The 16,604-nt window shown below is 45.3% G+C and carries 15 protein-coding genes; 3 read left to right on the top strand and 12 right to left on the bottom strand.

Features of this window, described 5'->3' with window-relative positions; translation table 11 throughout:
* Positions 1-3 precede the first annotated feature (3 nt).
* The 10 genes from lpxD to rimO form a co-directional block, all read right to left on the bottom strand.
* On the bottom strand, positions 4-1,074 hold the full coding sequence (gene lpxD, locus FTU54_RS01900; RefSeq protein WP_180045880.1) for a UDP-3-O-(3-hydroxymyristoyl)glucosamine N-acyltransferase: 1,071 nt from the start codon (positions 1,072-1,074) through the stop codon (positions 4-6).
* Positions 1,075-1,077: 3 nt separating this feature from the next.
* Positions 1,078-1,575, bottom strand: coding sequence for an OmpH family outer membrane protein (locus FTU54_RS01895; RefSeq protein WP_180045882.1), 498 nt, complete (start codon positions 1,573-1,575; stop codon positions 1,078-1,080).
* A 42-nt stretch (positions 1,576-1,617) separates the two neighbouring features.
* Positions 1,618-4,119 carry an outer membrane protein assembly factor BamA gene (gene bamA, locus FTU54_RS01890; RefSeq protein ID WP_180045884.1) on the bottom strand — a complete coding sequence of 834 codons (2,502 nt, stop codon included), beginning with the start codon at positions 4,117-4,119 and terminating at the stop codon, positions 1,618-1,620.
* A 42-nt stretch (positions 4,120-4,161) separates the two neighbouring features.
* Positions 4,162-5,517 (bottom strand): RIP metalloprotease RseP, encoded by a 1,356-nt coding sequence (gene rseP / locus FTU54_RS01885; protein ID WP_075168194.1) that lies wholly within the window; start codon positions 5,515-5,517, stop codon positions 4,162-4,164.
* Between the two features lie 3 nt (positions 5,518-5,520).
* Complete coding sequence (ispC, locus tag FTU54_RS01880) at positions 5,521-6,717, bottom strand: 1-deoxy-D-xylulose-5-phosphate reductoisomerase (protein ID WP_005177604.1); 1,197 nt, start codon at positions 6,715-6,717, stop codon at positions 5,521-5,523.
* Positions 6,718-7,542, bottom strand: coding sequence for a phosphatidate cytidylyltransferase (locus FTU54_RS01875; protein ID WP_016658203.1), 825 nt, complete (start codon positions 7,540-7,542; stop codon positions 6,718-6,720).
* A 3-nt stretch (positions 7,543-7,545) separates the two neighbouring features.
* The gene (uppS, locus tag FTU54_RS01870) at positions 7,546-8,298 is read right to left on the bottom strand and encodes a polyprenyl diphosphate synthase (RefSeq protein ID WP_005177599.1); all 753 of its coding nucleotides are present in this window, start codon (positions 8,296-8,298) and stop codon (positions 7,546-7,548) included.
* Positions 8,299-8,304: 6 nt separating this feature from the next.
* On the bottom strand, positions 8,305-8,859 hold the full coding sequence (frr, locus tag FTU54_RS01865; protein WP_005177597.1) for a ribosome recycling factor: 555 nt from the start codon (positions 8,857-8,859) through the stop codon (positions 8,305-8,307).
* 79 nt (positions 8,860-8,938) lie between these two features.
* A complete protein-coding gene (gene pyrH / locus FTU54_RS01860) occupies positions 8,939-9,667 on the bottom strand; it encodes a UMP kinase (RefSeq protein WP_005177594.1) in 729 nt (242 codons plus the stop codon).
* 48 nt (positions 9,668-9,715) lie between these two features.
* Entirely contained in the window at positions 9,716-11,059 is a 1,344-nt protein-coding gene (rimO, locus tag FTU54_RS01855; protein ID WP_005177586.1) for a 30S ribosomal protein S12 methylthiotransferase RimO, read from the bottom strand.
* Between the two features lie 350 nt (positions 11,060-11,409).
* On the opposite strand from rimO, the gene glnL reads away from it, so the two are divergent.
* A complete protein-coding gene (gene glnL / locus FTU54_RS01850) occupies positions 11,410-12,519 on the top strand; it encodes a nitrogen regulation protein NR(II) (protein WP_016658204.1) in 1,110 nt (369 codons plus the stop codon).
* A complete protein-coding gene (gene glnG / locus FTU54_RS01845; RefSeq protein WP_005177581.1) occupies positions 12,506-13,981 on the top strand; it encodes a nitrogen regulation protein NR(I) in 1,476 nt (491 codons plus the stop codon). Before glnL ends, glnG begins: the two co-directional genes overlap by 14 nt.
* Before the next feature lie 53 nt (positions 13,982-14,034).
* On the opposite strand, the gene FTU54_RS01840 is transcribed toward glnG, so the two are convergent.
* Positions 14,035-14,370, bottom strand: a complete 336-nt coding sequence (locus FTU54_RS01840) for a hypothetical protein (protein ID WP_005177579.1) — start codon at positions 14,368-14,370, stop codon at positions 14,035-14,037.
* Positions 14,371-14,546: 176 nt separating this feature from the next.
* On the opposite strand from FTU54_RS01840, the gene FTU54_RS01835 reads away from it, so the two are divergent.
* Positions 14,547-15,446 carry a LysR family transcriptional regulator gene (locus tag FTU54_RS01835; protein WP_016658206.1) on the top strand — a complete coding sequence of 300 codons (900 nt, stop codon included), beginning with the start codon at positions 14,547-14,549 and terminating at the stop codon, positions 15,444-15,446.
* A gap of 173 nt (positions 15,447-15,619) precedes the next feature.
* On the opposite strand, the gene map is transcribed toward FTU54_RS01835, so the two are convergent.
* A complete protein-coding gene (gene map / locus FTU54_RS01830; RefSeq protein WP_168399636.1) occupies positions 15,620-16,414 on the bottom strand; it encodes a type I methionyl aminopeptidase in 795 nt (264 codons plus the stop codon).
* Positions 16,415-16,604 lie beyond the last annotated feature (190 nt).

Raw genomic sequence — 16,604 nt, 5'->3', positions numbered from 1 at the left:
TAATTATTTACGCAATTTTAAAGTTGATTCAAGGGACTCAATTTGAGTCTGCATATGATCGAGTCTTTTCTGCAATTGGGTCAATGGCACATCTGCTAATTGTCTGAAGCGAATCACCGCGCGTTTCCATTGCGCATTTGGTAATGCACCGGTGCCCGAAGAATAGGTTCCTGGTTCAGAAATACTCTTTGTGACCATTGACATTCCGGTTAAAGTCACATTGTCGGCAATAGAAAGATGACCAGAGACCCCACATGCGCCTGCCAGAATACAGTTTTTGCCAATGATGGTACTGCCGGCAATACCGCATTTTGCAGCGATAGCAGTATTGGCCCCCACTTTCACGTTATGCGCGATTTGCACAAGGTTATCAATTATGACACCATGTTCCAAAATGGTGTCATCCAGCGCACCACGGTCAATACTACAATTCGAACCAATTCGTACATCATTACCAATCTGTACTGAACCTAACTGTACAATGCGGTGCCATTTGCCCTGATACGGAGCAAAACCAAAGCCTTCACTCCCGATCACGGTATTGGCATGAATGCGGACCCGGTCAGCAATTTTGGCTTCACCAGTGATGGTGACATGCGAATCAATAAAACATTCTTTACCAATTTCAACAAAATCATCAATTTTGCTATGCGATTGGATAATGGTTTTATCACCCACCACACAATTTTCACCCACCACCACATAATGGCCAATATAAGCACTTTCGGAAATGATCGCTGAGGGATGAATTTGTGCGGTACTTTCAATACCGGTTTGAGTGTGCTTACGCTCAAAGACATGGGTTAAAATTGCAAACGCCAAATAGGGATTTGCCACCACAATAAAGTTCTGATGCGTATCAAGCTGCTGCTGTAACTCGGGCGTGACAATTAAAGCACCCGCTTTAGACACTTTTGCCTGCTCCACATACTTGTCAGCATTGACAAAAGCAATGTGCTGCGGTTCAGCAAGCTCCAAGCTCGCTAAACCCTGGAGACCTAAATCGGCCTGACCGACCAGCTCGCCCTGGACCAGACGAGCAAGTTCTTCTAAGCGATAATGTTGATAACTCATTGATTACTTGATTGCATTAACCTTTTGAATCATTTTATCAGTTAAATCATACTTAGGGTCATAGGCAAGTGCTGAGTTTTTGTTCAAAACCACATCTAAATTATTTTCTTTACGCAATTGTTCTGCTGCCTGCTTGATACGCTGCTCAAAATTGTCATTCATTTTTTGCAGATCAGCCTGCACTTTGGTCTGCAAACCTTGCTGTAAAGTATTAAATTCTTTTAACTTGGCCTGATACTGCGCCGATAATTTCTGTTTATCGGCTTCAGATAAATTTGCTGACTGCTGAGCACGTTGCTGTAATGTTTCCAGCTCTTTACCCAGCTGTTCAAGTTTAGTGGTTTGAGGTTTAAGCGATTGTTGCAATGCACTATTTTGCTGTTTTAAATAGCTGCTGCTTTCAACCACACGCTCTAAGCTGACCACACCATAACCTGCCGCCTGTGCCGCTGCGGCACAGGACAGTGTAAAACCTAAAACAGCCAGTTGTATCTTCTTCATCTTGATCTATCCCTATTTCAAGCATCCATGAACAGACCGTACTTAGAACGTACGGCCAATTTCAAACTGGATATTCTTGGTTTCATCACCTGGTTTTTCATTCAGCGGATATGCATAACTTAAGGACAATGGGCCAATCATGGTAATCCAGGTAAAGCCTACACCGACGCTATAACGCATATTGCCAAAGTCAAAGCCAAAGTTATCTTCACAGTACTGTTTACTACTTACTGAATCCCCATTTACGAAAATATCGTTATTAGAAACATTACATTGAGTATCGAATACTTGTGCACCTTCAGCAAAAATCACCGGACGAACCTGACGTGCCCAGTCCCCTTTAAATGGTACCGGCAAAGCCAGTTCAGTACCAAACTGTACTAAAGCATTACCACCCACTTCTTCTGGAGATGGATCAGTCTTTCCAATATCAGAGAAATAAACACCTGGATATTTTGGTCCTAAGGTACTGTTGTCATAACCACGTACCGAACCATAACCACCGGCATAGAAGTTCTTATAGAATGGTAAGTCATTACCATAACCCACCTTACCATAGCCACGCAGCACAAAATCTTTGCCCAGCGGATAATAGGCCTGTGCATCATAGGTAACTTTTTGATATTCCACATCACTGCCCGGTAAAGCAATTTCTGCATTCACCCGATGCGACATCCCCATTGTTGGGAAAATCGGACGGTTAAGGGTATTATATGACCAACCTAAATTTAGGTTATAAGTCAGGAAGTCACCCTTAAACTCTCGACCATATGGGATGGTTTGAACTAGAGTTCCATTTTCATCCACACACTCCCCATCTGCATTGATATTTGCTGGACAATGATCGCCTCTTTGTGTTTCTCGACCACCATGGCTTTCTAAATAATCTGCCACATAAGTCGATACATAAGGACCAGTTGTCACTTCAGTATTATCAATATTTAAGCCCGCACTAATGCTCTGGTTTTCATCAATTGGATAACCAAAGTTAATTCCGCCACCAAAACTGTCGGTCACATAGTTGTTAACGTTATAGTCATCATCCAGTTTGGTTTTACGGTAGTACATATTATAACCGCGACGCACACCATCAATGGTAAAGTACGGATCGGTTACGCTTAGGTTATAGTAGTCCTGTGTTTCAGAACGCGACAAGTCAATCGACACGGCATTACCGGTACCCAGGAAGTTGGTCTGGCTTAAACCGGCCTGGAAAGTTACACCGCCACTTTGCGAGAAACCCACCGCCAAGGTACTGGTACCTGAATGCTGTTCTTCCACCGCAACGTTAAGATCAACCTGATCCGGTACATTCGGAACACGCACCGGTTTAATATCCACGGTTTTAAAGAAACCAGTACGTTCTAAACGGACTTTAGACAGATCAATTTTTTCGTTACTGGCCAATGCACCTTCCATCTGGCGCATTTCACGACGTAGCACTTCATCGGCAGTTTTGGTGTTACCACTGAAGTTAATGCGGCGTACTGTGACTTGCTGACCCGGGTTGATGTAATAGTTCAGATCAACCTGTTTGGTTTCTTCATTAATTTGTGGCACCACATTCACTTCTGCATAGTAATAACCGGCATTACCATACTTGCGAAGCAGCAGCTGCTTAACCGCATTGACCTTTTCTTGCGAATAGGTTTCACCATCTTTATAGATTTGCAGCGCTTTTAATTCTTCTGGTGCATATAAAGCATCACCCAAGAATTTGGTTTGACCAAATTTGAACTGTTCGCCTTCATCAATCGACACTTCAATGAAGATGTGCTGCTTGTCTTCACTTAAGTTCAGGCTGGAGTTATTGATATTAAAGTTGATATAACCACGGTTTAAATACAGCGCACGTAAAGCTTCCAAGCTTGCTGCCATTTTCTCACGCGCATAACGGTCATTACGTGAAATCACAGAAGCCCAGCCACTTTCTTTGACTGCAAAGGCCTGTTTAATTTCGCTGTCTTTAAAGACGGTATTGCCAATGATATTAATATCAAAAACTTTGGCCGCTTTACCTTCAATAAACTCGATGGTCAGGTCGACGCGGTTATTCGGACGTGCTGTGGTAATGACTTTGACATCGGCATCATAACGGCCTTGCTGCATGTATTGCTGTTCAAGTTCCGATTCTAGTGTTTGCAAAGCAGACTTTTTCAGCACTTCACCTTCAGCCACGCCCATTTTCTTTAAGCCTTCTTCAAGGGCTTCTTTTGGAATTAATTTATTGCCTTTAAATTCGACTTTCGAAATGATCGGACGTTCCACCACCTGAAATACCAAGGTATCGCCTTGCTGGGCAGCTTTAATATCATCGAATAAACCTGTGGCATACAGGCTGCGAATTGCATTTGCAATGGTGGCATCGTTGACACGATCACCACTATTTACAGGAATCATTCCATAAACATTGGCTGGCGTTAAACGAACAAGTCCGTCAATTTGTATATCTCTTACGATAAATTCATCTGCTGCATATACTTGTTGTACTGCTGCCATAGCACTAACCAGTGCCAGAGGCATAAATAAATGTGTGTGCTGCATGCCAGTCTTTTCCAATGTTAAATTTATTGCCTATCCACGTTGTTATAAACGCATAAAATCATTAAATAATGCCAGAAGCATCATGCTACCGAGCAATACCATACCAATTTTTAAACCAACTAATTGTATTTGTTCAGAAACAGGTTTACCACGAATTAGTTCTATAAAATAATAAACCAAATGTCCACCATCCAGCATTGGAATTGGCAGTAAATTTAGAATACCCAAGCTTACACTCATTAGGGCCATAAACGAAATAAAAGTTTGCCAGCCCATTTCAGCGCTTTGTCCTGCCACCTTGGCAATGGTAATCGGGCCAGATAGGTTATCTAAACCAATCAGACCACGCACCATTTTGACGATGGAGTTCAAAATCATCGAGGAGATTTGACCGGTTTTATCGACCGCCATCATTAAGGCTTCTGTAGGACTATATTGAATGGTTTGTTTATATTCTTCAGGAATTGTTATTTTTCCAGGGTCACTTTGTACACCTAACATACCGGTGGTGTTGCCCATATTGTCGCGTTTGGCCTGCGGCATAATTTCCAGCTGTACCCGCTGATCTTGGCGCAACACATCAATCTTTAATAATTTCTCTGGCGATGCCTGTACCACTTGTACCACATCGTACCAGTCTTTCATGACAACACCGTCAATCGCCAAAATCTGGTCACCTTCTTTCATCCCTTGACGAATGGCCGCACCATCTTCACTCAGTTTGCTGACCACCGCTGGAATATTCGGACGATATGGCGTGAAACCCAGTACCTCAAGCGGTGACTGAGATTGATCTTTCAAGAAATCTTGAATCGGTAATTGAAAGTTTTGGAGCTGGCCATCACGGTTGGCCTGAATATGAATGGTGCCTGTTTCACCGGCACGATCGACCAAAGCAAAATTCAGTTTTTCCCAGGTGCTAACCTGGGTACCATCGACTGCGGTAATCCGGTCACCCGGCTGCATATTCACTTCAGCCGCAGGCGTTTGTGGCAAGACTTTCCCAACACGGGTATTCAGCTGTTCCTGAGACGGTAAAAACAGAATCCAGAACAGTACAATCGCAAAAACCAGATTAATTAAAGGACCTGCCGCGACAATCGCGATCCGTTTCCACGGATGCTGACGGTTAAAAGCAAAAGGCAGATCTTCTTCTGCCACATTGCCCTCACGTTCATCCAGCATTTTGACATAGCCGCCCAAAGGCAAAGCCGAGAGCTGATATTGAATACCGGATTTCTTCGAGGTCCATTTCAGCACTGTCGGGCCAAAACCAATAGAATAAACCAGGACTTTGACCCCCAGTTTGCGTGCAACAAAGTAGTGCCCAAATTCATGAATTGCAATTAACGGCCCCAACAAAAGAATGGCCGCAACAATAATAAATAAGGCACTCATGTCTTAGCTTCCTGTCTGAATCACACACTGCTGTGCAAAAGCACGGGCATTCTGGTCTGCCTGAAGAATGGTTTCAATTGAATCTGCGGCGCGATTGGCCAGATGATTCAGGGTCTGTTCAACAATTTCTGGAATCTGGGTAAACCCAAGCTGGTTTTGCAAGAAAGATGCCACTGCAATTTCATTGGCCGCATTTAGCAAGGTCGGTGCAATACCACCTGCCTGCATGGCCTGACGCGCCAGCTTTAAGGCCGGGAAACGCGTGGTGTCCGGTGCCTGAAAATTCAGCTGTGAATGGATAAATAAATCCAGCGGCGGAACATGCGTCTGCAGACGTTCCGGCCAAGCCAACGCATGCGCAATTGGCGTACACATATCCGGATTACCCATTTGCGCCAAAGTTGTTCCATCGACATATTGAACCATGGAGTGAATAATACTCTGTGGATGCACCACCACTGTAACAAATTGTTCTTTTACTGCGAACAAATGGCAGGCTTCAATCAGCTCCAGACCCTTGTTCATCAGGGTGGCGGAATCGACGGAAATTTTTTGACCCATAGACCAATTGGGATGTTTACAGGCTTGCGCCGGGGTCACACTGTGTAACTGTTCCAGACTATGATTTAAAAATGGCCCACCCGATGCGGTCAGCAGAATCTGCTGCACACCCAGTTTTGGTTGACCATTACGCTCGACCTCAAAATAGTTTTGCGGCAGGCACTGGAAAATTGCATTGTGTTCGGAATCGACCGGCAATAATAAAGCGCCATGATCACGCGCTGCCTGCATCATCAGGTCACCGGACATCACCAGAGCTTCTTTATTGGCCAGTAGCACGCGCTTACCGGCCTGCACTGCGGCCAACGTTGGCATTAAACCTGCGGCACCAACAATTGCCGCCATCACCACATCCACTTCAGGATGTGAAGCCACAGCTATTAAACCAGCTTCATCACAGAGGATTTCAATATCGGCAAGATTGGCCTGCTGTAACAGCTGTCTTAAGGAATCGACCTGTGCAGCAGGTACCACGGCCACTTTGGGATGAAACTGTTTGCATATTTCAACCAGCTCAGCAATACGACTGTGAGCCGTTACGGCATATACCGAATATTTTTCAGGATGTTGTTGCAGTATTTTTAAGGTGCTTTGACCAATTGAACCTGTAACACCCAATATACAAACAGCTTGTAACATCTATAAATCTACGCCAATAAGTTTCAGTACATACATGCTTGCAGCAAAGATTGGAGCCGCTGCGAGCAAGGAGTCAATGCGGTCCAGCACTCCACCATGTCCTGGCAGAATACGACCAGAGTCTTTAATTCCGGCACGGCGTTTGATCATGGATTCAAACAGATCGCCCAGTACCGAACTAAACACGGTTATCATGGACAGAATCAGGAATAAAATATGTTGGGTCAGGCTTAAGTCCAGATAGACAATTTCTACAAACAGCACAATCAGGATGGCGGTAAACACGCCACCATATAAACCTTCCACCGATTTGTTTGGACTGACATGTGGTGCCAGTTTCTTTTTACCAAACTTGCGTCCGACAAAATAAGCGCCAGAATCTGCACCCCAAACCAGCAGGAACAGATACATCAGCCACCACGGTGAATGGGTCCAGACCACATAAATGGCAGTCACGGCGGCAGAAATGAGCACAAAGCCAATAAAGTTCAGGCTTGGATTGTACCAGCCATCATATTCAGGATAGGATTTCACCCAATACAGGCTGAGCAGCCAGGTTAAAATCGAGGCTGACCACAGCAATAACGCAATATCACTAAAATATAAAGCAAGCGCGGAAAGAGCGGCGGTCACCAGACCATAACCCCAAGCCATGGGCTTGATGACATATTTTGTTGTTCTTGGCATGAGTTTGAACCACTCATAGCCCGCAACCCCTGCTGCAAAAATCATCAGCACAAACATTGGATAATGGGACTGAGTTGCAAACATACAGCTCAGCACCACAGCGACCAATACCAATGCGGTAATTATCCGCTCTAACATGTATTAATTCTCAAGTTTCTCTTGTTGGATTTGCTCTGAAGTTTTTCCAAAGCGACGTTCGCGTCCTGCAAACACATGAAACGCATCATCCAGCTCTTCCACACTAAACTCTGGCCACAAGGTCGGAGTAAAGTACAGTTCGGCATACGCGGCCTGCCAAAGCAAGAAATTGGACAGCCGATAATCACCACCCGTACGAATCAACAGGTCCACAGGCGGTAAATCGCCCAGGCACACATATTGACCGAACAGCGTGCTATCAATCTGTTCCAGCGCGACTTTATTGGCCAGCACATCAGCCGCAATCTGTTTGGCTGCTTCTGCCATATCCCACATGCCACCATAACTGATGGCAATGGTTAAAGTCATGCTACTGAACTTAGCAGTCCTTTGTTCAGCATGCAACATCAAGTCACGTAGATGTGGGGATAAACGGCTGCGATCACCAATAAAACGCAAGGCAATCTGGTATTTTTCCATGCGCGGCATTTGCTCATGAATCGTGTCTTCCAGCAATTGCATGAGTAAATCAACTTCATATTGCGGACGATTCCAGTTTTCACTTGAAAATGCAAAAACGGTGAGTGCCTGAATGTGTTTGCTGCGACAATAGTCAACAATCGGATCTAGAATATTTTTACCTTCACGGTGACCGTCGCCTTTTTGCAATTGATTTTTCTTGGCAAAACGGTTGTTGCCATCCATGATGATGGCAACATGTTTTGGAAGCGTCTGACAGTCTTCAGATGTGGTCATCGACAATTAGACCTTCATCAACTCAGCTTCTTTAGCAGCCAAACGCTTGTCGACTTCAGCAACATATTTGTCGGTGATTTTCTGGATATCATCACCTGCACGACGTTCATCATCTTCAGAAATTTCTTTTTCTTTCAACAATGCTTTGATATCGCCCAAGACGTCACGACGGATGTTACGAATCGCCACTTTGGCATTTTCCGCTTCAGAACGCGCAACTTTCTGCATGTCTTTACGGGTTTCTTCGGTTAAAGCTGGTAGCGGCACACGAATCGAATCAGCGGTAATCGGGTTCAGACCGAGGTCAGACTCACGAATCGCCTTGTCAATTGCAGACACCATGGTACGTTCAAATGGCTGTACGATTAGAGTACGTGAATCTTCAACACCCACGTTCGCCACCTGGTTTAACGGCACATCTGAGCCATAGTAAGGAACCATCACACCGTTTAAGATTGATGGATGGGCACGGCCGGTACGAACTTTGGCAAAACCTTGCTCCAAAGACTCCAAAGTCTTTTGCATACGCTGTTCGCTGTCTTTTTTAAGATCGTTAATCATATGATCTTCCTTACTTAATTCTTAAAGATGTAATTACTAAAATAGCGTGTAGTATAAAGAGCTTTCAGGCCCACGTACATTAGTTCGTAACGTGAGTTCCTTCTTTTTCACCCATAACCACTGAAAGTAAAGCACCGGCTTTATTCATATCGAATACCTGTAACGGTACATTGTGGTCACGGCATAAGCAGATTGCGGTTAAATCCATCACGCCGAGCTTTTCATCTAACACCTGATCGAACGTCAGGGTGTCATATTTCACCGCATCTTCGTATTTGCTAGGATCTTTGTTATAAACGCCATCTACCTTGGTGGCTTTCAGAATCAGATTGGCTTCAATTTCAATACCACGCAAGCAGGCTGCCGTATCTGTGGTAAAGAACGGGTTACCTGTACCGGCAACGAATACGCACACTTCACCTTGAGTTAAGTGGCGAATTGCATCACGGCTTGAATAAGATTCTACAACGGTACCAATTGGCAGTGCTGAAAGCAGACGTGTTTTAATGTTACGGCGTACTAAAGCATCACGCATGGCCAGACCGTTCATCACAGTCGCCAGCATACCCATCTGGTCACCAGTCACACGACCGACCAGACCGTCTTTTTGTAACTGGCTGCCACGGTACAGGTTACCGCCACCAACCACGATACCCACTTGCACACCCAGACCGACTAGGTGCGCAATTGCCAAAGACATCTGATCAAGGATTTGGGCATCAATCCCCATATCCTTGTTACCCGCCAGTGCCTCGCCTGAAAGCTTCAGCAAAATACGTTCATAACGTGGCTTTTTAGAATCCAACATCATCAAACTCCAAAGTATTTAATTTAAATTTTTTCTGTATATCAGTACTTAAGCAGATTTGATCGCAATCAGCTTGGCAAATAAATCGTATTCATCTGCATCGGTAATTTCGACTTCAAGCAAATCGCCTGCTTTAATTTTTGACTTGTCGATATCTTCAACAAACACGTTACCATCAATTTCAGGTGCATCTGCATAAGAACGCGCAACGGCAACCGGGAATTCTTCTTCCAGATCATCCACCAGCACAGTCATGGTCTGACCAATACGTTTTTGCAGTTTTGCGGCTGAAATTTCCTGCTGCACCTGCATGAAACGTTCATAACGTTCCTGCTTGATTTCTTCCGGCACATGGTCTGGCAGATCATTCGCGGTTGCACCTTCAACCGGTGAATAAGTGAAGCAACCGACACGATCCAGCTGCGCTTCTTTCAACCAGTCCAGCAACATCTGGAAGTCTTCTTCAGTTTCACCCGGGAAGCCAACCACGAAGGTGGAACGAATCACCAGATCCGGACATTTTTCACGCCATACATTTAAGCGCTCTAGTGTATTTTCACTGTGCGCCGGACGTTTCATCAGTTTCAGGATTTTCGGACTGGCATGCTGGAATGGAATATCCAGATACGGCAAGATTTTACCTTGCGCCATCAGGTCAATCACAGCATCGACGTGCGGATAAGGATAGACATAATGCAAACGGACCCAGATACCCAGCTGGCCCAGGGCTTCACACATGTCATAGAATTTGGTTTTAACCGGCTGGCCGTTCCAGAAATCTAGCTTGTATTTGGTATCCACACCATAAGCTGAAGTATCTTGAGAAATGACCAGAACTTCTTTTACACCAGCACGTTTCAGCGCTGCGGCTTCTTCCAGAACAGAACCGACCGGACGGGAAACTAAATCACCACGCATGCTCGGGATGATACAAAAAGTACAACGGTGGTTACAGCCTTCTGATATTTTCAGGTAAGCATAATGTTTCGGGGTTAAACGGATCCCCTGTTCTGGCACCAGATCAATAAACGGATTGTGCTTTGGTGGCTCCGGCACATACTGATGCACGGCATCCATAACTTCTTCATAGGCTGCTGCACCAGTCACTTTTAAGACATTCGGATGCATTTGACGAATCTTGTCTTCGTCTTTACCTAAACAGCCAGTCACAATGACGCGACCATTGGCATTCATGGCTTCGCCAATGGCGTCTAAAGACTCTTGTACTGCAGATTCAATAAAACCACAGGTGTTAACCACGACTAAATCAGCACCGTCATAATCCGATGCGACATCATAACCTTCAGTCTTTAACTGAGTTAAAATTCGTTCAGAATCTACCAATGCCTTAGGACAACCTAAAGAAACAAAACCGACTTTGGGGGACTTCATGAATCTGCGCTCCACTAGAATGCGCGTATTGTATGACTTTTCTGGCCATAAAAATAGAGAAATAGCCCACTCTTTGCATAATGCACCAAAATACAACCACTAAAGCCGGCTTATACACAATATTGCACCATTTTGATTCACTTTTGGTTTACAGCACTGGCGTTATCCGCTATACCTGAATCAACCCGTCCATTTCAGCGCATTTTTCTCATAAATTGGCTTGATTTACAGGAATTTGAACAAAGTTGGCGTGCATTTTGCTTAATTTGCATCATTAACGTTCTTAATTCAGAAACCTATTGCTTTATGAAGATGCCATTGCGCTATTTTAATACAGGATGCCACCGCTAATGGATCAAAGCCCGGCTATCGACTATCGCCTTTTAGTGGACAATTTGACCACTGCCATTTTACTGGTTGACAGCAACCTGAATATTTTTTACCTCAATTCCTCTTGTGAGGCGCTGTTTGATATCAGTTTATTGCGTGCTGCCGGACAGCCGGTAATGAATTTACTGCATCTCCCGACCGATGAATTTAATACCTACGAAGCGCTACAAAATACCTTAAGCACCGGACAGCCTTATACCCGCCGTGAAGCTACCATTAATGTCAACTTTAAAGACATTCATGTCGATTACACCGCTTCGCAGCTGAATGCCGGCAAAAGCTATCATCCTTTATTGCTGATTGAACTGAATCCGATTGACCGGATGCTGAAAATTTCCAAAGAAGAAAATCTGATTCAACAGCATCAGGTGGCGCGGCAGCTGGTGCGCGGCGTGGCGCATGAAATTAAAAACCCGCTGGCCGGCATTCGCGGTGCAACCCAGCTACTGGCGCGCAGTCTGAATGACTCTCAATATGCAGAGTTTACCGACATTATTATTAATGAAGTCGATCGGCTCAGAAATCTGGCCGATACCATGCTCGGTTCACGTCAGTTACCAAGCTATGAACTGGTCAATATTCATGAACCATTGGAACGCGTGCGCTCGCTAATTGCCAACCAGACCAAGAAAAAAGTCAAAATCATTCGAGATTATGACCTGTCGTTGCCGGAAGTCATGGCGGATCGTGACCAGCTGATTCAGGTCATGCTGAATATTAGCGTCAATGCGGTACAGGCCATGATGGAAAACAAGGAATTCTTTGCAGAACATCAGCCCGAACTGATTTTAAGAACCCGTATTCAGCGCCTGGTCACCATTAATGGCGTGATTCATCGCTCGGTGGTACGGATTGATATTGAAGACAACGGCCCCGGTGTGCCGGAAGAAATTATTGAATCGGTGTTCTATCCGCTGGTTACGGCGCGCGCCAAAGGCACCGGACTGGGCCTGAGCATCGCACAGAATATTATGCATCAACACAACGGAATGATTGAGTGCCAATCTGTTCCAGGAAAAACAATATTTAGCTTATATATACCTTGGGAGTCTAACCATGTCGCGAAATAAAATTTGGGTAATTGATGATGATCGTGCCATGCGCTGGGTACTGGAAAAAACCTTCAAGGAAGAAGGTTTTGACGTCACCAGTTTTGAAGAAGCCCAATCTGCCCTGGAGCAACTGGGTGTCGATGCACCGGATGTAATCCTGACCGATATCCGTATGCCGGGTATTGATGGCCTGACCTTCCTCGGTAAAGTCAAAGCCAGCTATCCAGATTTACCGGTGATTATCATGACTGCACATTCGGATCTGGAATCTGCAGTGTCGAGCTATCAAACTGGTGCCTTTGAATATTTGCCAAAACCGTTTGATATTGATGAAGCGCTAGCGCTGGTGAATCGTGCCATTTTGCATATCACCAAATTACAGCAACAGGAATCAGCCAAAACCGCACAGCCCATTCAGTCGACCGAAATTATTGGTGAATCACCGGCAATGCAGGAAGTATTCCGTGCCATTGGCCGTTTATCGCAATCGCATATTACCGTACTGATTAATGGTGAATCGGGTACCGGTAAAGAACTGGTGGCACATGCCCTGCATCGCCATTCACCGCGTAGCAGCAAACCGTTTATTGCGCTCAACATGGCCGCCATTCCGAAAGACCTGATTGAAACCGAATTATTTGGTCATGAAAAAGGTGCCTTTACCGGCGCCAACACCCAGCGTCAGGGCCGTTTTGAACAAGCCAATGGCGGCACCTTGTTCCTGGATGAAATTGGCGATATGCCATTTGAAACCCAGACCCGTTTATTACGTGTTTTAGCCGATGGTGAATTCTACCGTGTTGGTGGCCATATTCCGGTGAAGGTAGATGTGCGTATTGTTGCTGCAACGCACCAAGATCTGGAAAAGCTGGTACACGAAGGCCGTTTCCGTGAAGACTTGTATCACCGTCTGAACGTGATCCGGATTCATATTCCCAAACTGGCGCATCGTAGTGAAGATATTCCAATGCTGGCGCAGCACTTCCTGGCGCGTGCCGGTAAAGAGCTAGGCGTGAGTCCGAAAATCTTGCGTCCGGAAACCCAGGAGTATATGCAGCAACTGCCTTGGCAAGGCAACGTGCGCCAGCTGGAAAACACCTGCCGCTGGTTAACTGTCATGATTACCGGCCGTGAAGTCTATCCGGAAGATTTACCTTCGGAACTGAAACAGATTCCAATTGAAAAATCAGGCGATGTACCGTCCAATCTGCATTTAGACCGCGTCTCGATCCATCACTGGGATGAGCTGCTGGGTCAATGGGCCGTACAGAAACTGAAAAACGGCGAAATGAAAATTCTGGACATCGCCACACCGATGTTTGAACGCACCCTGATTAATGCCGCGCTGCAACAGACCCGTGGCCGCAAACGCCATGCCGCTGAACTGCTGGGCTGGGGACGTAATACCCTGACCCGCAAGCTGAAAGAACTGGGCATGGACAGTGCTGATGATGATGTCGAGGAAGAAATTGAAGGCTAAACCAGCCTGATCTTTATGATAAAAAATAAGCTCCTTATGAAGCTTATTTTTTTTTAATTGGATTCTGGTACAGCAATGCCGATATAACGCGATAAATCCTGCACACCCAAATCAGTGCGAATGATCAGATAATGCGGAAAGCTGGCTGTGGTCAGTTCCTGAAACATATTGAGCTGATCATCATGTGCGTGAATTTCATCGACACTACGCGCCATGGTTGCTTCAAATACATCGGCAATATATTCAAAACCCAAATCCAGCGCCACAAACAGCGTATGCTCACAGGGCTGAATATACTGCTCTTGTGACCAGTCAATAATCGCCTGCTGGCAGCAAGGACAAATCACGTTGGCATCGGCATCGGGCTGTTGAATCAGTTGATAAGACATGTATTGATCATCTCATGGACTTTATCCTTAGTGTAAAGGATTTGTAGCCATAACTTAAGCTTGCCACGCATCACAAAGGCGAAAAGAGACGCTGCAAAAACCGCACAAATCAAATTGACAGCCCAGAACAATCATAATTTAATCTGCTTATCGTTGCATAAATGGAATAACTACACATGCTTTCGGACCTCGATGATTTTTACTGCTTTGCCCAGGTGGTTGAGCATGGCGGTTTTAGCGCCGCAGAACGTGCAACCGATATCCCCAAATCCAAACTGAGCCGCCGTGTGCACAATCTGGAAGAACGTTTGGGCGTGCGCCTGATTCAGCGCAATTCCCGCCATTTTGCCGTAACCGATATTGGCATGAACGTGTATCGACATGCACAGGTGATGGCCAATGCAGCACAGGCAGCGCATGATCTGGTTGATCATCTGAGTATTCAGCCGCGCGGCCTGATTAAAGTTAGCCTGCCGGTCTCCATTGCCCAGAATGAAATGTCCAGAATTCTGCCGGAATTTTTAAAGACCTATCCGGAAATTAAAGTCCAGCTTCTGGTCAGTAACCGCCGGGTTGATCTGATTAATGAAGGGATTGATCTGGCCTTGCGTGTACGCAGCAATCTGGATGATGATCCGAATCTGGTGATTCGTACCTTTGAAACCATTGAACAGCATCTCTTTGCCAGTCAGGCCTATTTAAACCAGCACGGCGACCTGAAACAGCCGGAAGATCTGGCCAAGCATCATATTCTCAGTATGGCTGATGATCATGTCGATCAGCATATTGTGGTCTATGATGAACATCAGCGGCAGAAGAAAATTAAAGTCAACCCGACCGTAATGGGTTCGGATCTGATGCTACAGGCACAACTGGCCCGTCAGGACTGTGGGATTGCCCTGCTCCCGGACAATATTGTGGAACCCTATATTCAGTCAGGCGAACTGGTACGCGTGTTACCAAACTGGCGTGCGCCGCACGGGGTTTTTCATGCCGTGTATCCATCCCGTCGCGGCCTGTTACCGGCAGTACGGGTGTTTATTGATTTTCTGGTGGAAAAACTGTCACAGCGTTAAAGCCAACTCAAATTTCAGGCAAAAAAAAAAGCTTATCCAGGGATGGATAAGCTATAAAAACTAGAAACTACAGCAAGAATCTATAAATACATAATATGTACAAAAGACAGCATTAACAAATAGCTAATTTATATCACTTAATACTTTTAAAGTATAAATAAGCCGTTTTATAGCTAGATTTCCGGGTATTCTCCAGTACCTTCCGGCCACGGCGACAGCACTTCAAAGCCGGTTTCAGTCACGGCAATCATATGTTCCCACTGTGCAGAAAGTGATTTATCGGTGGTCACGACGGTCCAGCCATCATTGAGCTCTTTGACTCTGGAGCCGCCGGCATTGACCATCGGTTCAATCGTGAACACCATACCTGGCTTGAGTTGTAGCCCCTGACCCGGCTGGCCATAGTGCAGTACACTTGGCTGTTCATGATAAATTTTACCAATACCATGCCCGCAATATTCACGCACCACTTTATAGCCGGCCTGCTGCGCGACAGTTTGAATTGCATGACCAACATCGCCTAAAGTCGCACCCGGTTTCACCGCATGAATCCCTGCGACCATCGCCGCATAGGTGGTTTCGACCAGTCTTTTCGCTTCCGGCTTGATCGTGCCGACGTAATACATGCGACTGGTATCGCCGTAGTAGCCGTCTTTAATTACCGCCACATCAATATTGATAATATCGCCATCTTTAAGCACAACCGACGCAGATGGAATACCGTGACAAACCACTTCATTCGGTGAAATACAGGTGGTTTTGGTATAGCCGCAATAGCCGACATTGGCCGGAATCACCTGCAAGGTATTTACGATATAGTCGTGACACAGGTCATCTAAATATTCGGTGGTCACGCCCGGCTTGATATGCTCCCCGAGCATCGCCAAAACCTGAGCAGCCAAACGACCTGAAACACGTAATTTTTCTAAATCCTGCTCGGTTTTAATCGATACGGCAGACGCTCTCATGCTTAAAATCCCCTATGAAACATTTGCTTAGTATAGTCCTTTTCAGTGACTTTTGTTTGATCACAAGCGGTTCCATCTGCCACAAACCCACTACTGCTTAAATATTCAACAATTAAAAACCTTTATATTTATTGACTGTTTTTTCAAATTTATCTTTTGATATTTAACAGTTTTCATCTTTTAAAAATTA

The organism is Acinetobacter sp. YH12116 (assembly GCF_013418895.1).
In the GTDB taxonomy this organism is placed as follows: Bacteria; Pseudomonadota; Gammaproteobacteria; order Pseudomonadales; family Moraxellaceae; genus Acinetobacter; species Acinetobacter indicus.
This window is presented reverse-complemented; position numbering and strand designations above follow the sequence as displayed.